This is a genomic window from Pseudomonadota bacterium, assembly GCA_030860485.1.
In the GTDB taxonomy this organism is placed as follows: domain Bacteria; phylum Pseudomonadota; class Gammaproteobacteria; order JACCXJ01; family JACCXJ01; genus JACCXJ01.
In genome coordinates this window covers 1-19267 of record JALZID010000150.1, presented here as the reverse complement: position 1 = coordinate 19267, position 19267 = coordinate 1, and the positions used below count along the sequence as shown (strand labels likewise).

At 65.4% G+C, this 19267-nt stretch carries 17 protein-coding genes and 1 pseudogene; 13 read left to right on the top strand and 5 right to left on the bottom strand.

The window, feature by feature from the left end:
* Positions 1-390, bottom strand: a 390-nt coding sequence (locus tag M3461_08330) for a serine/threonine protein kinase (GenBank protein ID MDQ3774352.1), incomplete at its 3' end; no start/stop codon positions are given.
* Between the two features lie 955 nt (positions 391-1345).
* On the opposite strand from M3461_08330, the gene M3461_08325 reads away from it, so the two are divergent.
* A complete protein-coding gene (locus M3461_08325) occupies positions 1346-1549 on the top strand; it encodes a hypothetical protein (GenBank protein MDQ3774351.1) in 204 nt (67 codons plus the stop codon).
* A 235-nt stretch (positions 1550-1784) separates the two neighbouring features.
* On the opposite strand, the gene M3461_08320 is transcribed toward M3461_08325, so the two are convergent.
* The 3 genes from M3461_08320 to M3461_08310 all read right to left on the bottom strand — a co-directional run bounded on the left by M3461_08320 (position 1785) and on the right by M3461_08310 (position 6914).
* Complete coding sequence (locus M3461_08320; GenBank protein MDQ3774350.1) at positions 1785-3803, bottom strand: primosomal protein N'; 2019 nt, start codon at positions 3801-3803, stop codon at positions 1785-1787.
* A gap of 73 nt (positions 3804-3876) precedes the next feature.
* Positions 3877-4530 (bottom strand): hypothetical protein, encoded by a 654-nt coding sequence (locus M3461_08315; protein ID MDQ3774349.1) that lies wholly within the window; start codon positions 4528-4530, stop codon positions 3877-3879.
* Positions 4527-6914 carry a penicillin-binding protein 1A gene (locus M3461_08310; GenBank protein MDQ3774348.1) on the bottom strand — a complete coding sequence of 796 codons (2388 nt, stop codon included), beginning with the start codon at positions 6912-6914 and terminating at the stop codon, positions 4527-4529. The genes M3461_08315 and M3461_08310 overlap by 4 nt, the downstream gene beginning before the upstream one ends.
* Positions 6915-7101: 187 nt before the next feature.
* Here M3461_08310 and M3461_08305 point away from each other — a divergent pair, with 187 nt between their 5' ends.
* The 9 genes from M3461_08305 (at position 7102) to M3461_08265 (ending at position 16778) form a co-directional block, all read left to right on the top strand.
* Complete coding sequence (locus M3461_08305) at positions 7102-8139, top strand: pilus assembly protein PilM (GenBank protein ID MDQ3774347.1); 1038 nt, start codon at positions 7102-7104, stop codon at positions 8137-8139.
* The gene (locus M3461_08300; GenBank protein ID MDQ3774346.1) at positions 8139-8774 is read left to right on the top strand and encodes a PilN domain-containing protein; all 636 of its coding nucleotides are present in this window, start codon (positions 8139-8141) and stop codon (positions 8772-8774) included. Before M3461_08305 ends, M3461_08300 begins: the two co-directional genes overlap by 1 nt.
* Positions 8771-9403: a type 4a pilus biogenesis protein PilO gene (locus M3461_08295; GenBank protein MDQ3774345.1), complete on the top strand. Its 633-nt coding sequence runs from the start codon at positions 8771-8773 to the stop codon at positions 9401-9403. The genes M3461_08300 and M3461_08295 overlap by 4 nt, the downstream gene beginning before the upstream one ends.
* Positions 9404-9405: 2 nt before the next feature.
* Positions 9406-9972: a pilus assembly protein PilP gene (locus M3461_08290; protein MDQ3774344.1), complete on the top strand. Its 567-nt coding sequence runs from the start codon at positions 9406-9408 to the stop codon at positions 9970-9972.
* Between the two features lie 54 nt (positions 9973-10026).
* On the top strand, positions 10027-12210 hold the full coding sequence (locus M3461_08285; GenBank protein MDQ3774343.1) for a type IV pilus secretin PilQ: 2184 nt from the start codon (positions 10027-10029) through the stop codon (positions 12208-12210).
* A 530-nt stretch (positions 12211-12740) separates the two neighbouring features.
* Complete coding sequence (locus M3461_08280; protein MDQ3774342.1) at positions 12741-13022, top strand: type II and III secretion system protein; 282 nt, start codon at positions 12741-12743, stop codon at positions 13020-13022.
* 579 nt (positions 13023-13601) lie between these two features.
* On the top strand, positions 13602-14117 hold the full coding sequence (locus M3461_08275; GenBank protein ID MDQ3774341.1) for a shikimate kinase: 516 nt from the start codon (positions 13602-13604) through the stop codon (positions 14115-14117).
* Positions 14114-15199, top strand: a complete 1086-nt coding sequence (aroB, locus tag M3461_08270; protein ID MDQ3774340.1) for a 3-dehydroquinate synthase — start codon at positions 14114-14116, stop codon at positions 15197-15199. The genes M3461_08275 and aroB overlap by 4 nt, the downstream gene beginning before the upstream one ends.
* Positions 15200-15248: 49 nt before the next feature.
* A complete protein-coding gene (locus tag M3461_08265) occupies positions 15249-16778 on the top strand; it encodes an AAA family ATPase (GenBank protein ID MDQ3774339.1) in 1530 nt (509 codons plus the stop codon).
* Positions 16779-17276: 498 nt separating this feature from the next.
* Here the strand turns inward: M3461_08265 and M3461_08260 are convergent.
* A pseudogene (locus M3461_08260) lies at positions 17277-17526 on the bottom strand (FAD-dependent oxidoreductase).
* Between the two features lie 353 nt (positions 17527-17879).
* Here M3461_08260 and M3461_08255 point away from each other — a divergent pair.
* From M3461_08255 to M3461_08245, 3 genes are read left to right on the top strand one after another with little or no spacing between them, the layout of a single operon-like run.
* The gene (locus tag M3461_08255) at positions 17880-18050 is read left to right on the top strand and encodes an SPOR domain-containing protein (protein ID MDQ3774338.1); all 171 of its coding nucleotides are present in this window, start codon (positions 17880-17882) and stop codon (positions 18048-18050) included.
* Between the two features lie 9 nt (positions 18051-18059).
* Positions 18060-18326, top strand: a complete 267-nt coding sequence (locus M3461_08250) for a hypothetical protein (GenBank protein MDQ3774337.1) — start codon at positions 18060-18062, stop codon at positions 18324-18326.
* Positions 18326-19228, top strand: a complete 903-nt coding sequence (locus M3461_08245) for a hypothetical protein (protein MDQ3774336.1) — start codon at positions 18326-18328, stop codon at positions 19226-19228. The genes M3461_08250 and M3461_08245 overlap by 1 nt, the downstream gene beginning before the upstream one ends.
* Positions 19229-19267 lie beyond the last annotated feature (39 nt).

Sequence of the window (19267 nt, the reverse complement as noted above, 5' to 3'; positions counted from 1 at the left end):
GACCGGCGGGTCGTAGTGGTGCGCATAATCGAGCGCGCCGGCCACCTGCTTGGTGATGGCGAGGACCTGCGCAATACCCAGGGGCCCGGACTCCTGGAGATGATCGCGCAGGGTCTGTCCCTCGATGTACTCCATCACGAAGTAGTAGAACTTCAGTTCCTCGTCCCGCTCGATGTCGATCACCCGCACGATGTTGGGGTGGTTCAGGCGGGCCAGGACCCGGGCCTCGCGGTAGAAGCGCTTGACCAGGTCCGGGTCGTCCCCGAAGTGGGTGGACATCACCTTCAGGGCAGAGACGTTCTCGAGCGCGGTGTGGCGGACCTTGTACACCACACCCATACCGCCCTCCCCGAGTTGGCTCAGCACCTCGTACTTCTTAGAGATGATCATGGCTTCGAGATGATCATGGCTTGTCCTGGGCAGCGCCGACTCGCAGGGTGTCCTCACCGGCTCGGGCCGTTCCGGGGGGTGGCTCAAGGGATCGGGATCGGGTAGCTATTTATAGGAAATTGAACGCACCTTGGCAATCCGGCACCGGGAGTGTGGCCGGTGTCGATCCGGCGCCGAGCCGGTATCAGCGATGCACTATGGTGGAACTCCGGGGATCGAGCGTGGCGCAATGCGCGGGAACCGCCCTCCCTGCCTTCGCCCGGCGCCCCTCCCGTCCGCCATCGCCGCCGCTCCGCCCCTTCCGGCGGATGCGCGCAGACGGCACTCGCAACTGCCTTAGAGGCTCCGCAGGCGGCCGCGTCGTGCCGGTCGCGCGCGGGGTCGGCGAGATCGGTTTCCGTGAGATCCTCTCCGCGCGCCTCGGTCATGGCGACTCGAAGGTCTTCCGCGCGTCCTTGATCAGCCATAGGGGCTGGAGCGGATCGAGGGGCGAGGGAAACCGAACCGCTCGTACCGGGCGGTAGAACTCCACGACCGCCTCCCCGTCGCAGGCCAGTAAGGTGGTCGCGGCGCTGGCCTGCAGGTTTTGCAGCGCATAAGCGCCCGAGCGGTCCTTGCGCGCAGGCTGTCCGCAGTCGAACCCCGCGCCCCGGAGCTCGGGGCAGAGCTTCGTCGGAGGACTAAGCAGCGGTGGGATCGCCGGCCTCTGCGAGGCTCAGCTCTCCCGCGCGGGCGAAGAGACGGAGCATGCGCTGCATCCTCGGCGCGCAGGCGGGGCCATCCCTGGTCCTGGCTTCCGACCTCGCGTTGTATCGCTGCGATGTCTTCGTCCGAGACCATCGAACCAAACCGAGCCTCCCCCACCGACTAGAGTGCGGTCAGGCCCGTGCCTCTCGGGCAGTAGCTGCATTCCGTTGATCGGCATGGACGGTAAGGATATTCCGGGCAGGTGCCTATGATTGGACGCGCGTCTACTCCGGCGGACGGTCCCGAGATCATCGAGTTGTTCCGACATGCCTTCGGTGTGGACGGAGATGTGGCCGTCCGGAATCAACCGTTTGTCCAGTGGAAATATTGGGGACCTCACCTGCTGCTCGAAGGCAGCCGCGGTCGCGTCATCGAAGGGGATGGCACATTCGCCGCGCACGGTTGCATCTAGCCCATCGAACTGCAACTGTCTGAAGGTAATTTGATGGGCTTCCATTTGATCGACTGGGCTGCCAAGCGCGACGTGCCGGGAGCAGGGGATCCAGGTATTTCGACAAACCTGCGTGAATAAGGCTGCCGCGTTTTCAATCGGTGGCACGGGGGGCGCTTATCGTGGATTGGGGACCGACGTTACCGGTCGCGAGCCCGTATCCTCAGCGGCCCCTTGACCGCGTGACGGCTGATCATCAAAGCAGCTCCTGCGGATCTACATCGACCGACCACCGCACCCGCCGCGAGGACTTGAGCGCCGCGAGTTGTGGTAGCCACACGCGCAGGAAGGTCTGCAGGCGGTTCCGCTCGCGGGCCTGGACGAGGAGGTGCCAGCGGTAGCGGTCGGCGCGTCGCTCCATGGGGGCCGGCACGGGTCCGAGCAGGGCGGCGCCCTGGTGCCCCTCACGTAAACCGAGCGATCGGGCCTCCTGGAGAAAGGCTTCAGGGGCGCGGGTGTCGCGGCCCTCGGCCCGCACCAGGGCCAGCGCGCTGAAGGGCGGGAGCCCGGCCTCGCGGCGCTCCCGGAGGGCCATGGCGGCGAACGCCGAATAGCCCTCGCGGAGCAGCACCGCGAGCAGGGGGTGATGGGGGTTGTGAGTCTGGATCACGACCTGGCCCGGGTCCTCGGCGCGTCCGGTACGGCCCGCGACCTGTACGAGTTGCTGGGCCAGACGCTCGCCGGCCCGGAAGTCGGTGCCGTAAAGCCCCTGATCGCCGTCCACGATCGCGACCAGGGTGACCTTGGGGAAGTGGTGGCCCTTGGCGAGCATCTGAGTGCCGACCAGGATGTCCGCGTCTCCCTCTGCGATCCGGGCGAGCACCCGCTCCCAGGCCGCCTGGCCGCGCACGGCGTCGCGGTCGAGCCGCAGTACCCGGGCCGCCGGGAAGTGTTCCCGCAGCGACTCGACCACGCGCTCCGTGCCGTGCCCGACCTTACACAGAAAGGCGCTCCCACACTCGGGACAGCCCATCGGCACGGGCCGATCGGCCCCGCAGTGATGGCAGCGCAGGCGGCGCGTCTCGTGGTGATAGACGAGGCGTGCGTCGCAGCGATCGCAGCCGGCCGCCCAGGCGCACTCGGGGCACAAGAGGAGCGGCGCGTAGCCGCGCCGATTCGCGAACACGATCACCTGCCGCCGTTCGGCCAGGGTCTCGGTGATGCGCGCGATGAGGGCGGCCGAAAGCGGACCGCGCGCCGTGCCGCGGCGCAGATCGATGACCTCGACCGTGGGGTCTGTCGCACACCCCACGCGGGCCGGCAGGCGCAGGTGCCGGTAACGGCCGATCGCGGCGTTGTGCAGGGATTCGAGGGAGGGTGTGGCGCTGCCGAGGACCACCGGGATGCGATGCCGTTTGGCACGGATCATGGCGATATCCCGGGCCGAGTATCGAAACCCCTGCTGCTGTTTGTAGGACAGATCGTGCTCTTCGTCGACGACGATGACGCCGGGACGGCAGAGCTCCGACCACACCGCCGAGCGGGTGCCGATGACGATCGGGGCGAGCCCCTCGCGTGCCGTCCACCACGCCGCGCGCCGTTGTGCTTCCGATAGACTGGAGTGGGTGGCGGCGATGGGCACCGCGAAGCGCTCCTGGAAGCGCGCGATGGTCTGCGGCGTGAGCCCGATCTCCGGGACCAGGCACAGGGCCTGTTTGCCCCGCTCGATCACGGCCTCGACGATGCGCAGATAGACCTCGGTCTTGCCGCTCCCGGTCACGCCCTCGAGCAGGAACACCTCGAATCGGTCGAGACGGGTCGTGATCTGCTGAACGGCATCGGCCTGGTTGGCGGTGAGCACCGGCGCGGCGGAGGGCGCGGACGGCCCGGGGGCGCCTCGGATGCGGGGAGCGATAGCCCGCACCCGCCGGAGCGAGCTGGGGAGGGCCTGGGCCACGACCTCCCCGAGCGGATGATGGTAGTAGTCGCTGGCCCAGATCAGAAGCCCGAGCTGCGCAGGCCCGATGATCGGCGCCTGGTCCAGGACCTCGATGGCGCGGCGCAATTTTTCGGGCGCGATCGCGCTCCCGTCGGAGACCTCGATCAGAAAACCGATGCGGGCGCCGGCCTGGAACGGCACGCACACCCGATGCCCCGGCACCAGCCGTTCGCTGGGACAGTCGCTGGGCGGGAGATAGTCATAGAGGTGCGAGACGGGGAGGGCGAGGGCGACCCGCAGGATGCGGATGTGCGCCGGCCCCTCACCGGGCTCCACGTTCTCCGCCAGGCTCAGAGGTTGTGAAAAAACCTACTGCGCTCGCGACCTCCCTTCCCTCGCGACGGTTTTTTCACAAGCCCTCGGGGCCGATGAGGCCGGCAAGCCGGCGGCGATCGGCGCGCGTCATGGGCCGGTCGAGCACCGGGCATAGCGGCGGCTCATGACGCTCGGCACGCCGGAACACGATGATCTCGACCGGAACCTCGTCGGCCATAAACCGGAAGCAGGGTTGGAAGACCACGAGGCCGTTAGCGCGGCGCAGCTTCTTGTCGCCGGACTCGTAGGGGATGGCCAGGTTGAGTAGTGCGATCCCGATGTCCTCGGGGGCATCCGCGAACAGGTGCAGGCTCACCCACGACTGGGTTCCGGCACTGCCGTCCAGGACCGGCCCGGCGACGAGCGGCTCGAACTCGTCCAGGAGCGACATGGCGTGCAGCGCCACCGCGCGCCGTATCCGGAGTGCCTGGGCCTGGCTGTCGGCCTGGAACAGGCGCTGGTATTCGCACAGGAACGCCGCGATTTGGCGGTTGTCGGGGACGTCTCGCTGCGCCGGGATGCCGAGCCGACAGAGCGCCTTGGCGCGCGCCTGGGCCGGGGTCGCCACGCCTTCCTCGGCCATGATCCGGGCCGCGAGTCGGGCCACGTGCAGGCGCTCACCCGATGGCTCACCCGGGGCCGTCGCGCGTATGCGGGCCGGGGCGTGGCGGGTGGCTCGACGGGTCAAAAGAGTTGCTCCGGGACGGAGGCCGCCGTCTCGGCCGGGGTGGTGCTGCGCGCGGTCGGCAGGCCGGCATGATGGCGTGGGATCCTATCCGATCGGAACACCTCGAAGAGCGCGTGCGGGTTATCGGCGTCGGTCACGAGGCCGGTGTCGCGATCGATGCGCACCGTGACGAGCCCCGGCGGCTCGGGCACGATGGCCTCCGGCACGCCATGCAGCGCCCTTTTCATGAAACGGATCCACACAGGCAGCGCGACCCGTGCGCCGGTCTCCTTGGGCCCGAGCGAGCTGGACTCGTCGAACCCGACCCACACGCTCGCTACCAGGCGGCGAGTGTAGCCCGAGAACCAAGCATCCTTGTGGTCGTTCGTGGTACCCGTCTTACCGGCCAGGTCGTGGCGTTCCAGGACCCGGGCGGCGCGCGCGGTACCCGAGCGGATGACCTCCTGGAGCATGGAATTCATGATCCAGGCGTTCTGCGCACTGATGGCGCGCACGGCGCCGCCCGGCCCGGCGTCATCAGGCGATGGCGATTTCGGGCAGTCGCGGCAGTCGGGCTCTGCGGGCGGTTCCGGGGCCTTTTCCATCACCACCTCGCCGGCATCTTTCTCGATACGCGCGATGAAGGTCGGCGTGACGCGGAAGCCACCGTTCGCGAACACGGCGTAGCCGGCGGCGACTTGGAGCGGGCTCAGACCCCCGGTGCCGAGCGCGAGCGAAAGGTTACGCGGCAACTCGTCACGCCCGAAACCGAAGCGCTGGATATGACGGAGGGCGCGCTTGATACCGATCCCGCGTAACAGACGCACCGACACCAGGTTGCGAGACAGTGCCAAGGCCGCGCGCAAGCGAATCGGTCCCTTGTAGTTGCGCGTGTAGTTCTGTGGGCGCCATACGCTGTCCAGCCCCGGGTCATAGAAGGTGATGGGGGCATCGTTGACGATACTGGCCGCGGTGTAGCCCGCCTCCAGGGCCGCGGAATAGATGAACGGCTTAAAGCCGGAGCCGGGCTGGCGGCGCGCCTGGGTGGCGCGGTTGAACTTGCTCAGGGAAAAATCGAAGCCGCCGGACAACGCAAGGACCTCGCCGTTGGCGGGGTCCAGGAGCACCACGGCGCCTTCGGCCTTGGGGATCTGCGCGAGCGTGAATAGCCCATTGTCATCGACATGGAGCCGGATCACGTCGCCGGCCTGCAGGATATCGCCGGCCCGCTTCGGGGCCGGGCCGCGATGGGCGTCGTCCACATAGGGACGGGCCCACGACAGGCCGTCCCAGTCGAGGGCGAAGAGGCCCGAGTCGGTGTTGAAGGCCATGACGGATCGGTCCCGGATCCCGACGACCAGAGCGGGCCGCAGCGCCCCGATGTTCGGGTAGTCGGCCAGGATCCGTTTCCAGTCCGACTCCCCGGCTCCCGGCGGCAGATCATGGTGCGCCTCCGGCCCCCGGTAGCCGTGGCGGCGGTCGTAGCCGATCAAACCGGCCTGCAGCGCCTCCTGTGCCCCCGGCTGATAGGTGTCGCCAATCGTGGTCACGACCCGGTAGCCGGCCGTGTAAGCCTCCGAACCGAAGCGCTCGACCATATGGGCCCGTACCATCTCCGCGACGTAAGGGGCATGGATCTCGACGCGGTGGCCGTGCAACTCCGCGCGGTCCTTGGCATTGACTGCCGTTCGGTACTGGTCGGCGTCGATGAATCCGAGGTCTCGCATGCGGCCAAGCACGTAGCCCCGGCGCTCTCTGGCACGCTCCGCGTTGGTGATGGGGTTGAGCTTCGACGGGGCCTTGGGCAGTCCGGCGATCATCGCGAGCTCCGGAAGGCCCAGGTGGTCGAGGTCCGTCCCGTAGTACACCTGAGCCGCCGCCGCGACCCCATAGGCCCGATGCCCGAAATAGATCTTGTTCAGATACAGCTCCAGGATCTCATCCTTGCGCAGCTCGCGCTCGATCTTAAGAGCCAATAGGATTTCGTTGAGCTTTCTAACATAAGTCTTTTCCCTGGTTAGGAAAAAGTTCCTGGCAACCTGCATGGTGATGGTGCTGCCCCCCTGGGTCTTGACGCCGGTCATGGCGAGGCTCAGGGCGGCGCGCAGAATGGCGCGCCAGTCGACCCCGGGGTGTTGGTAGAAGCGTTCGTCCTCGGTCGCCAGCACGGCTTGCAGGAAGGGACGCGGGACGTCTTCCAGCTTGACCGGCGCGCGCCGGTTCTCGCCGAACTCCGCGATCAGGGATCGATCGCGGGTGTACACCTTGAGTGGCACCTGTAAGTGTATGGCCCGCAAGGATTCTATGGACGGTAGGTGGCGAACCAGATAGGCCAGGCTCGCGGCGCTCCCAAGCACCACGAGCGTCAGCAAGAGGACCAGGAGCTTTAGGAGGGGACGGAGCACAGGGGACCCGAGATCTTGGGCTAAAGTTTGGTACGTGGGGTTCGATAAGGCGCAACGAGCGGTGTGTGGGCGGTCGACATCGAGCGGTGTACCGATCCCCGCACTATAATTAAATCGATTCCGAAGTCCTTGGCGTAACTACATGCGCCACGGGGGATAAAGCGTGCCACTGTTCGGAAAGAACAAGATGTCCTTGCTGGGCGTGGACATCAGCTCTACCTCGATCAAGGTCCTGGGGCTCGGCGGCAGTGAGGAGCGCTACCGCGTCGAGAGCTATGCGGTCGAACCCCTCCCCGGTAACCCCGTCACGGAGCGAAATATAACGGATGTCCACGTCGTTGGCGAGACGATCGCACGGGCGGTGAAGAAATCGGGGACCCGGGTCAAGACAGCGGCCTGTGCGGTCTCCGGGGCTGCGGTGATCACCAAAGTCATCTCCATGCCGAGCGCGCTCTCCGAGGACGAGCTCGAAACCCAGATCCGGCTCGAGGCCGACCAGTACATCCCCTATCCCTTGGAGGAGGTGAAGCTGGATTTCGAGGTCCTGGGACCTTCCGAGCGCGAGCCCGACCGCGTCGATGTCTTGCTCGCGGCCTCCCGCAACGACAACGTCGAGGTCCTGGTGGCGGCCCTGGAGACGGGCGGGCTCATCGCCAAGGTCGTCGATGTCGAGGCCTTCGCACTGGAGAACGCCGTCGGCTCCATGTTGCGGCGGGGGGGAGACCTCGAGCCCGGGGATACCGTCGCGGTCGTCGACATCGGCGCCACCACCACCAGCCTCAGCGTCCTGCGCGATCTGCGGGTCATCTATACCCGCGAGCAGTTGTTCGGTGGCCGGCAGCTCACCGAGGAGATCCAGCGCCGTTACGGTCTCTCCTATCAGGAAGCGGGGCTGGCGAAACGCCAGGGGGGCCTGCCGGACAACTATGGACCGGAGGTGCTCGATCCCTTCAAGGAGACCATGGCCCTGGAGGTTAATCGGGCGCTCCAGTTCTTCTATTCGTCGAGCCAGGTGGGTGCCGTCGATCAGGTCGTCCTGGCGGGCGGCTGCGCGTCGATAGAGGGGATCGCCGGCCTCATCGAGTCCAAGTGCGGCACGCGGGTGGCGGTAGCCAACCCCTTTGCAGAGACACCCCTGGCGCCGGGCATCAAGGGCCAGGCCCTCAAGAACGACGCCCCCGCGCTCATGATCTCGTTCGGACTGGCACTCAGGAGCTTCGACTGATGGCCCGGATCAATCTACTACCCTGGCGTGAGGAGCGGCGGCGCGAGCGCACCCGGCGGTTTGGTACCGCCATGGTCGTCGGCGTGATCATGAGCGCGGCCGTGATCGTCGCAGTGCACCTGATCTATCAGGACCGCATCGACGGGCAGAACGCGCGTAATGCCTATCTGGAGGAGCAGATCGCCATACTCGACGATAAGATCAAGAAGATCCAGGGCCTGGAGCGTGAGCGGCAGCAACTCATCGACCGCATGCGCGCCATCGAGACGCTGCAGACCAGCCGACCCGTCGTGGTGCGGCTGTTCGACGAGATCGTGACGGCGCTCCCGGACGGCGTATCCATCACAGAGATCTCCCAGTCCAACACCGAGTGGACCTTCAAGGGCATCTCCGAATCGAACGCCCGGGTCTCCAACTTCATGCGCAACATCGAGGCCTCACCGGTGTTCAAGGAACCGCGCCTGGACATCATTGAGACCAAGGGTGGCGACAAGCCGGCCGACAAGGCCGCCGGCAAGATCGAAGAACAACGCCGGGTGAACAACTTCACGATCGTCGTGCAGCAGAAGGGCGAAGAGACCTCGGAGGCCGACGCCGGTGCCGGCTCGGCGGCGGGCAAGGGGGGCAAGACATGAACGTATCCGAGCTACGAGAACTCGATCTCAAGAACATCGGGAGTTGGCCCAGGCCAGTCAAGGCAGTGGCGATCGGGCTGGTGTGCCTGCTGGTCTTAGCGGCCGGCTGGTACGTCGACCTGCAAGACCAGACCACCCTTCTCGAACAGGCCGAGCAGAAGGAGTTGGCGCTCAAGCAAGACCTGGAGGGCAAGCAGGCCAAGGTCCTCAATCTCGAGGCTTTGACGGCGCAGCTCGAGGACATCAAGCAATCGTTCGGTGACATGCTCAAACGGCTCCCGAACAAAACCGAGGTCGCTGGCCTTCTGGTCGACATCTCGCAGCAGGGGCTCGGCTCCGGCCTAGAATTCGAGCTGTTCAAGCCCGGCAACGAGCAGCCGGCCGATTTCTATGTGGAGCTGCCGATCCAGATCCGGGTCACCGGGGGCTACCACCAGTTCGGTCAGTTCGTCAGTGGCGTCGCCGATCTTCCGCGCATCGTCACGCAGCACAACATCCATATCACCTCTAATAAATCGAGTGGGGGGGGGCTGGTGATGGAATCGACCGCTAAGACTTATCGTTATCTCGGGGACGAGGAAGACTCGGCAGGGACGCCGGCACCGGTCAACCAGAAGCCGGGGTCCTGATCATGTCAGCCGGAGATCGTCCCGCACGGCGGCCATGGTTCGCGCTTGCCGGTGTCGCAATCGCGCTCGGGGGTTGCAGCTCGCGCGACCAGACGGATCTGCAGGCCTTCGTGGCCGAGGTGCAATCGCGTCAGGGCGGTCGCATCGAGCCCCTGCCGGTCATGAAACCCAGCGAGCGTTATCTTTACCAGTCCGCTGATGCCGCCCGGCGCGATCCCTTCGAGGCCTACTACGAGGTCAAACGCGCCTCGCCGGCGGAGCGCCACGTGAGTGACGCGCAGCGCCGGTTCGTCCAAGAGATCCAGACCCATAACCTCGAGGAGCTCGAGAACTTCGAGCTCGACAGCCTGCGAATGGTCGGCACACTACAAAACCTAGGGAGCTTATGGGGGATCGTGCTGGATGGGGACGGGACGGTGCACCGCGTCACGACCGGTAGCTACATGGGACGCAATTACGGCAAGGTCACCCGGATCGCGGAAGAACGCATCGAGGTGCGCGAGATCGTGGGCGATGGTCAGGGGGGCTGGGACGAACGTCCGGCGTCGCTGGCGCTGCTCACCGAATAACCCTCGACGGTTACAGTTACATCAAGAGCATAGGCGTCGCGTATGAAGAGAACAATGTTGCATGGTACACGCCAGGGTGGAGGGCGGGTTGCCAGCCGGGGGCTCGTGGCCCTGTGGATGGTCATAGGGGTCTTGAGTGCCATAGGGATCTTGAGTGGGATCCCGGGGGCGGCACGGGCCGCCGCGCTCACCTTGGACGAGGTGAGCTTTACCACCTTACCAGGCAACGAGGTGCAGGTGCGACTCGGGCTTTCCGGGCCTCCGGGCAAACCGCCCCAGGCCTTCACCATCGACAACCCCGCGCGCATCGCGCTGGACTTCGCCGATACCCGGCTCAACTTGGCGGATCGCCACCGTGCCATCGGCGTCGGACCGGCCCAAAGCGTCACCGCGGTCGAGGCCGGGGGACGGACGCGGGTGGTGCTGAATCTGGTGCGCCAGGTTCCCTACGATCTGCGGGTCGAGGGCAGCGCCGTGGTAGTCACCCTGCACAGCGGCGGGGCGATGATGCCCGATGTCCCGTCCGTTGCGACCACGCCGGTGGCCACGGGTCCACGGCCCGCCGGTCTACAGGTTAAGCCGGGGCGGCCTATTCCCGCGAGGCCCGCCGGGCCCGGGATCGAGGACGTCGATTTCCGCCGCGGCGAGGCCGGAGAAGGCCGCATCATCGTGCTCCTGTCCGAATCGGGCCTCATCAGCAATGTCCGCGAAGAAGCTGGCCAGATCATCATCGACTTCCCCGATGCCGCCCTACCCGAGCGTCTGGACCGGCGGCTCGATGTGCTCGATTTCGCCACCCCGGTCAAAGAAGTCGATACCTTCCCCCACGAGGGCGGCGCCCGAATGGTCATCACCCCGAGTGGGCACTACGAGCACCTCGCCTATCAATCCGATAAGGTCCTGACCGTCGATGTCAAGCCACTCACCAAGGAGGAGGAGCAGGCCCTCAAAAAGGAAAAGTTCGGCTACACCGGCGAGAAGCTCTCGCTCAACTTCCAGGACATCGAAGTCCGGGCCGTGCTTCAGCTCATCGCGGACTTTACCCAAAAGAATCTGGTCGCGACCGATACCGTCGCCGGTAACGTCACCTTGCGCCTGAAGAACGTGCCGTGGGACCAGGCCTTAGACATAATTTTGAAATCCAAGGACCTAGACAAGCGCGAGTCGGGAAACGTGATCATGGTGGCGCCTCGGGACGAGATCGCTACGCGTGAAAAGTCCGAAGCCGCGACCCGAAGGGAGCTCGCCGATCTGGCGCCGCTCAAGACCGAGTTCATCGAGCTCAATTATGCCAAGGCCGCCGATGTCGCCACCTTGCTCAAGACCGAGGGCAACAAGCTCGTCTCGAAAGATGGCCAAGTTTCCGTAGACCAGCGTACCAACACCCTGTTGGTTCAGGAGACGGCGGAAAAGCTGGCCGAGATGCGCAAGGTCATCACGACCTTGGACGTGCCGGTGCGCCAAGTCCTGATCGAATCGCGCATCGTCATCGCCAATCAGGACTTCTCCCGTGAGCTCGGGGTAAAGTTCGGTTACAGCAAGAATTCGGGGCTTTCGACGGACAATTTCGGCGTAGTTGTGGGCGGCACGCAGCCGGGGGATACGAATTTTGCTGACGGCACGGCCACGGCCTTCACCACCGATGACCTCGAGAACTTTATCGTGGACCTCCCGGCCGCAACCCCGGCCGGGGCGATTGGCCTCGCGGTCGGCAAGATCGGGAGCTACCTCCTGCAACTCGAGCTCTCGGCCTTGCAGGCCGAGGGGCGCGGGGAGGTGGTCTCGAGCCCGCGGGTCATCACGACCGATCAGAAAGAAGCCGTGATCGAGCAAGGCAGCGAGATCCCCTATGTCTCCCAGACCTCCAGCGGTGCCACCGACATCGAGTTCAAAAAGGCCGTGCTGAGCCTGCGGGTAACGCCGCACATCACCCCCGACGACCGCATCAACATGTCCATCCAGGTCAACAAGGATTCGGTGGGGCAAGTGTTCGCCAATGTCCCTTCCATCGATACGCGCAACGTCACGACCGAGGTCCTGGTGGACAACGGCGAGACCGTCGTCCTCGGCGGCATCTACGAGCACGCCAATCGCAATGATGTGCGGCGCGTGCCGTTCTTCGGCGAGCTCCCCTACTTTGGGACCCTGTTCCGCAATACTTTAAACGCGCGGAACAAGGACGAGCTCTTGATCTTCGTCACCCCCAAGGTCATGAAGGAGAGCTTGACGCTCCGCTAGCTCGCGATCGTCAAGATAATGGCTACTCCTCTTCGCCGGTTGATGAGACGCTTAATATTGATCCTGAAGGCAACCTCGATCGGATCAGGGCGGTTGGCAGTGCGCTCTAACAATCGGCGTTGGGCGACAAAATTGGAGTGCGCTTTTTTTGATAGCTCTACAGGTGGCTACGGGGAGATTTGAAGATGAAAAAAATCGGCATATGTAGTCTTATTAAGTCTTATCGGTACTGTTAGCAGGTACGGACGTAAACCTGTCTCACGCCGAGGGGGGCTGCTATAGCGCTGGCCAAGGTCCGGTTATGTCGTGCTTTGAAGGCAACGGGAAAGTCGCGGTCAGGAAGCCATTCAAACACAATGACGGTAATTATTATTCTTGGGATCATAAGGCCGGTGCTTACTGTTATCGGAATGAGTATAGAAATCAGAGATGCATGCAGGAGTGGAAGACTAGAACCTTGAACTGCTCCGAAGCCGAAAGCGGCAGCCTGTTTGGGCTGCTAGTGGGTTCGCCCAATCGGATAAGGGCGGGTGTTTAGCCCGCCCTCCCCACAACACCCCGCATGCGGGTCCGCACGGGGCGTTTCCTTCGATACGCGCAACGTCACGACCGAGGTCTTAGTGGACAATGGCGGGACCGTGGTCTTCGGTGGGCTCTATGAGCACAGCAATCGCAACGATGTACGGCGCGATTTCCGTCTCTCCCGCGGCGACCTCAGCGACATCTCGCTCGCCGACTTAGAGGGCACAACCACCGGATCGGTATTGGGGACAGGCGGCCAGAAGCAATTCGCAAAGTTTCTTGCAATATGATTCGCAGGGACCCTCGCGCCACGGATAGGGCGCACCCTTTTTGAACGCGCTCTCTATCTCGCCCTCGCCCCAGCCACCCTGCCCAAGCCACTCCATGAACGTTCGTAGTAGCGACCTCGATTGGGATGGTCTGCGTCATGCGTTCACCTCATACGGTCCGGTGAAGCCTCACCCGCTCCCAGTACCGCCGCACGCCCGCGGAGATGCTCGCCCGGCGCTCCCCACGGTGTTCGGCCCACATTTTCTTCGTGGCGGCGGATAGCCTATCCCGGCCCTCTTGAGTCCTTGGGATCCGACAGCGCCCGTTGTACGGTTCTATCCCATCCCACGCCGCCTTAGCCCAGCACGTATCACCGGTGGTCCCGCGGTATTGCAGCTCGGCCGCGACCGCTTCTCGGTTGTCCGTAGGGAGGCCCGCTTCCCGGTCGAGTAGCGCGGGCCGGGCTGATTAGCCCGTAGGAGGCGATGAGACACAGCCGCATCCTACGGGCTCTTGCACTGCCCTCGGCCCTTGGCATATCGTCTTCGCCGGTTCCGGTGCCACGACGCCTCTGCCGTCGCCCGAGGTCGCCGCATATCTTGTTGAATACCACCAACATCTACCTGGTCGGGCCGATGGGGTCCGGGAAGACGACGATCGGGCGGCGCGTGGCGCGCGTGACCGGGAAGGCGTTTCAAGACAGCGACCGGGAGATCGAAGAGCGCACCGGGGTCAGCATCGCGGTCATCTTCGAGGTCGAGGGCGAGGCCGGTTTTCGCCTGCGCGAGCGCCAGGTCATCGACCAGCTCACGCAACTACGAGACACCGTCGTGGCCACGGGCGGCGGTGCAGTGATCGAGCCGCAGAACCGCCTGTGGCTCAGGGAGAGGGGATTCGTCATCTATCTCAGGTCATCGGTGGACCGACTCTACGCACACACCTGGCGGGACCGCGGCCGCCCCTTGCTCCGCACCGCGGATCCCAAGGGGCGCCTCGCCGCACTGCTCGCCGAGCGCGATCCCTGGTATCGAGACGTCGCGGACCTCATCGTCGATACCGATGGCCGCACGGTGCGCGAGTTGGTCCACGAGATCACCACGGCCCCACGACAATGAAGACCCTGGAGGTCGATCTCGGGGACAGGGCCTACCCGATCCACATCGGGTCGGGGCTACTTCCCCTCCCGCACCTGATCCGGCCGCATCTCGAAGGCCGGAACGTCATGGTGGTAACCGATGAGACCGTAGGACCCCTGTACCTCGCCCGCCAGATGCAGGCGCTCGCGGACTACGACACCGCCACCGTGGTCCTCTCCGACGGCGAGGAGCACAAGACCCTGGAGACCATGGGGCGCATTATCACGGCACTGCTCACGCGGCGTTTCGATCGGCAGTGCGCGCTCGTAGCGCTCGGCGGAGGGGTGGTCGGCGACATCACGGGCTTCGCCGCGGCCTGTTACCAGCGTGGCGTCAATTACCTCCAGGTGCCCACGACCCTGCTCGCCCAGGTCGATTCCTCGGTCGGCGGGAAGACGGCGGTCAACCATCCGCTCGGCAAGAACATGATCGGCGCCTTCCACCAGCCGCGCTGCGTCATCGCCGACACCGATACCCTGGCGACGCTCCCGGACCGGGAGTACCGAGCGGGTCTTGCCGAGGTGATAAAATACGGCTTGATCCGGGACCCGGAGCTCTTCCTGTGGATCGAGGAGCATCTGGGGAACCTCTTGGCGCGCGATCCGGTGGCGCAGACGCATGCGATCGAACGCTCGTGTCGCAACAAGGCAGAGATCGTGGCGGCCGACGAGCGCGAGATCGGCCCGCGGGCCCTGCTGAACCTCGGCCACACCTTCGGCCATGCCATCGAGACCGGGCTCGGTTACGGCGTGTGGCTGCACGGAGAGGCGGTGGCGGCGGGGATGTGCCTCGCGGCCCGACTGTCGGCGCGGCTCGGCTGGCTCGATGGCGCCGCCGTGGAACGAATCGAGGCGCTGGTACGGCGCGCGGGCCTGCCGGTTCGGGCGCCGGCCGTGCTGTCCGCGCCGGAGATGCGCGACCTCATGGCCGTCGACAAGAAGGCCCGTGAGGGCGCGCTGCGACTGGTGCTCTTGGAGGACTTGGGCAAGGCCATCGTGACGCCCGGCTACGACGCCGCGGCCCTGGACCTGACACTGGCGGAATGCCGTGCCAAACGATGATCGAACGGTTCGAGAAATGGTAGAGGTACACCGGCCACCAATGGGCGACATGTCGAGCGAGCGCCAAGTCGAGAAACCGGATAGCGGACTTGTCTGGAACGAGGGGTCGGAGCGCTTCTATCTCAAGACGCCGGCGCTCGGCCCGCGCCTGGACCTCATCAAGCACCTGATCGATGACAGCCGGCTCTTGCTCTATGTCATCGGGGAGCGCGGCAGCGGCAAGAGCGCGCTGCTCGACGAGATCCTCGCGATGGCCCATGATGGCTGGCGCGTGGCCCGCATCCAGGCCAATGCCATGCTCGACCCCCTGGCGCTCTTGCGCGATCTGACCCAGGCCCTGAACCCGGGCGTGCGCGGCCAGGACCGGGATGCCCTGCTCGCCGCCCTGGAGGACCTGCTCGCCGCTTCGACCGACACGCGCTTCGTCCCCGTGGTGCTCGTGGACGACGCCCACGAGCTCTCGGAGGAGGCGCTGAAGCTCCTGTTCTCCCTGGCCATTCCGCCGCGTGGAGGTAGTCCAGCAGCGTCGCGGGACGCGCACCGGTTTCGCATCGTCTTGTTCTGCGAGCCCGAGATCGACACGGTCCTGAAGGCGCGGGGGCTGGCGGCGGTGAGCCCGCCCGTCGCCCATGTGGTGGATCTGCCGCCGTTCACGGTGGAGGACAGCCGTGCCTATCTCGCAGAACGCCTGTCAAGGGTGGGGCTGGGGGCGCTCTTGCCGCTCGATACCGGCGTCGCCGACCGCATCCATCAAGACGCGCGCGGTCTCCCCGGGGCCATCGATGCCGTCGCGCGGGAGACGCTATGGCGTCGCCAGGGGCAGCCGTCGTCCGCGCCAAGCCCGGTTCCGGCGCCCGATGCGGGTCGGGGTTCGCCTTGGGCCGCCGTACGCAAACATGGCTGGCGCCTATATACCGCGGCCGCGGTGCTCGCGGTCGTGACCGGTTTCATCGTCTACGAGATGGTTAATCAACCCGACGAAGTGGGTCCTGAAGCCGCGAGTGGTGTCGTCCCCCTTGAGGTACCGCCGCCCCAGACGGCGCCACCTTCCGCTCCGGCGCCTTCCGTTCCAGCGGCCGGGGACGGGCGTGCAGGGACCCCGCAGTCGAACCCCGCGGACCGATCTCCTGTCGCGGCTCCTGGTCCGAACCAGCCGCCCGCTGCGGCCCCGCGAGTCGTCGAACCGCCCAGAGACGGCGCCGATCCGGCGCCCGCCGAAGCCGAAGCCACGCCTCCGGAGCCGCAAGCCAAGCGCGCGGATCAGGCCGGAAGCGGGGCTGCCGCGGGATCGAGCTGGCTGCGCGCACAACCGGCGGATGCCTATGTCTTGCAGCTCATCGGCAGCGCCAGCCGAGGTACGGTGTCGGGCTTCCTTGGGCGCCATGCCTTCGGTGCCAAGGCCGCCTGGGTGACGACACAACGGAACGGCCAGGACTGGCACATCGTCGTGTACGGGCCCTTCCCGGATCGGGGCGCGGCCCATACGGCGATCGGTTCATTACCGCCCGAGGTACGGGCCTTGAGGCCCTGGGCCCGCCGCATTTCCGACATCACGCGTGCCCTGGCGGCCAGGCGCTGAGCGCGGTCTAGCCCGCATTTCTCACCACGAGCCCGTCAGGCCGAGCGGATCGGTATCATGGCGTCTTGGCGCCCAATGCTCCACTCCGGGCGGCCGTGACCGCACGGACCGGCCTCCCCCGTGGCGCGACCGTCCTTGGGGACGATTCGAGAACTGCAACTGCCACGGTGGCTCTTCGTCTCTAGTCAGTCCGGCCATGAGCCTGTACCTTGAAAGTCTCCGTGCAATCCGAATCCTGAGCAGGCGGCGCGGGTTGCCGACTCCGAGATCCTGCTAGTGGAGATGCTGCCGGCACCTGACCAGCTTCTCGTTGCTGACCATGCGATGCCCATCGGCCGGAAGACCGGTCGTCTCAGAGCTCGTGCTCCGCCTGCCCTGCGACGAGTCGCCATCGGCAATGGCTACCCGTATCGCCCCCGCCTTCTCGCGAGCGCGTATCGTCCAAATACTGGATTGCGGAGTCAGGCCGCTTCCCGGTGGTAATACGAGAGCATAAAGCGCCGCTTTAAGCCCTTCCCCGATGGCCGGGTCTGTCTTGGAGAGGAGGGTGGAGCGTGCAATGACCGTCACCTTCGCGCCCAGGCGCAGAAACGCCTGCCCCAACTCCAACGCGACCACGGAGCCCCCGTAGACGATGAGGTGCTCCGGAAAGCGTTCGGCCACGAGCGCCCTCGGTAGAGGTCCAGTAGGGGGTGTCCTTGAGGCCTGGTGTCCCGGGAATGGCGGGGGAGGCGCCGGTCGCTGTCACGGGTGGGGCTGGGGGCGCTCTTGCCGCTCGATACCGGCGTCGCCGACCGCATCCATCAGGAGGCGCGCGGTCTCCCCGGGGCCATCGATGCCGTCGCCCGAGAGACCCCTGTGGCGTCGCCAGGGCCAGCCGTCGCCCGTGCCCGACGCGGTTCCGGCTCCCGATGCGTCGGGGTTCGCCTTGGGCCGCCGTACGCAAACATGGCTGGCGCCTGTATACCGCGGCCGCGGTGCTCGCGGTCGTGACCGGTCAGCTCGATCCCGCGGCAGCCCCGCTTCCGGCCTGATCCGCGCGCTTGGCTTGCGGCTCCGGAGGCGTGGCTTCGGCTTCGGCGGGCGCCGCTCGCGGCCTGGGTGACGACACACCGGAACGGCCAGGACTGGCACATCGTCGTGTACGGGCCCTTCCCGGATCGGGGCGCGGCCCATGCGGCGATCGGTTCATTACCGCCCGAGGTACGGGCCTTGAGGCCTTGGGCTCGCCGCATTTCCGACATCACGCGTGCCCTGATGGCCAAGCGCTGAGAGATACCTGTGCAAACGGATGTGCGGCGCTCGTTCGAGCATGCCCTGATTGCATTGCTCGCGCTGGCGGTCGGGCTGAGCTTCGGACTGTCGTACGGGCTCGAGACCCACACCGGTTATCTCCTGCACCCACTCCGGGAGATCGATCCCACGTTCCTTCAGTTCGACTGGCTCGCGGCGCACACGGAGCTGGTCCACAAGGGCTTCGCCCCGATCATCCGCGCGTTGTCTACCTTGGGGGCCCCCTGCCCTGGACGGTCGCCATCGCCAACGTAGTGCTGGTCGCCACGCTCCTTCTGGCCATTTACGTTTTCCTGCACGCCAATTTCAAGCGCGACGCACTGGTCGCGATCGCGTTGTTCATGTTCTTCGTCGTGATAGACAGGACCACCAGCGTGGCGGATACGCATAGCCTGACCGTGAGACTCGAGCCGTCCTCGATAGCGGCCTGCGCGGTCATGATAGGGCTTTTATTGATGATCACCGAACGCTACGCATGGTCTGGTGTGTTCGTTGCCGTTGCCGGTTTCATTCACACGAATTATCTCTTGTTGGATTTCGTCTTTTTCGGCCTGGCCCATCTGGCGCTCGGGCACCGGGACCTCGTACTTCGGCTGATCCTGCAGTTCGCCCCGAGCCTATTACCCTTGTTCCGTGAATTGCCGATGCTGTACGCGATGGCCGGCGATCCGCTGGCGGCCGATGCCCGTCACATCATTGCCTCCATCCGCGCGCCGCACCATGAGCTACCTCTGACCAGTCTCCAAGACTTCCTACCCTTTGTCGGGTGGCACCTCCTGGCCATGAGTTGCATCGGTATGGAGACCGCGAACCGCGGCGTTTCTTCGAGACTGGTGCGGGTCTATCTCGTCTGGACCGGTGTCGTCCTGGTCGCCTCCCTACTGACGACGGTGGTCGTCGTGCCGCAGGTCTCGCAGCTGAGGTTTTTCAGAATGGCGCCGGTCTCGATCCTCCTGGCCCAGTTGATCATCGTGACGAGTATCGGGTATTTGCGTGGGCGAGGTGAGGACGCTAGCCCGGATTTCTCACCAAGGGGTGAGCGCAGGTTGAAAGTATCGATGGTGAACATTAGGGCACCTCTAAAAATTGTCTTTGTCACGGCGAATTGTGGTTTACAGCGAGTCATGGCTAAGGGGGCAAGTTTCAGCGTTAGTTGAACACTTGTTTGACATCGACGTGACAAAGTTTCAGCGTTA

Coding starts and splice junctions, on each gene's coding strand:
- M3461_08325 (MDQ3774351.1), top strand. CDS start 1,346: ATGATTGGACGCGCGTCTACTCCGGCGGACGGTCCCGAGATCATCGAG.
- M3461_08305 (MDQ3774347.1), top strand. CDS start 7,102: ATGTCCTTGCTGGGCGTGGACATCAGCTCTACCTCGATCAAGGTCCTG.
- M3461_08300 (MDQ3774346.1), top strand. CDS start 8,139: ATGGCCCGGATCAATCTACTACCCTGGCGTGAGGAGCGGCGGCGCGAG.
- M3461_08295 (MDQ3774345.1), top strand. CDS start 8,771: ATGAACGTATCCGAGCTACGAGAACTCGATCTCAAGAACATCGGGAGT.
- M3461_08290 (MDQ3774344.1), top strand. CDS start 9,406: ATGTCAGCCGGAGATCGTCCCGCACGGCGGCCATGGTTCGCGCTTGCC.
- M3461_08285 (MDQ3774343.1), top strand. CDS start 10,027: ATGTTGCATGGTACACGCCAGGGTGGAGGGCGGGTTGCCAGCCGGGGG.
- aroB (MDQ3774340.1), top strand. CDS start 14,114: ATGAAGACCCTGGAGGTCGATCTCGGGGACAGGGCCTACCCGATCCAC.
- M3461_08265 (MDQ3774339.1), top strand. CDS start 15,249: ATGTCGAGCGAGCGCCAAGTCGAGAAACCGGATAGCGGACTTGTCTGG.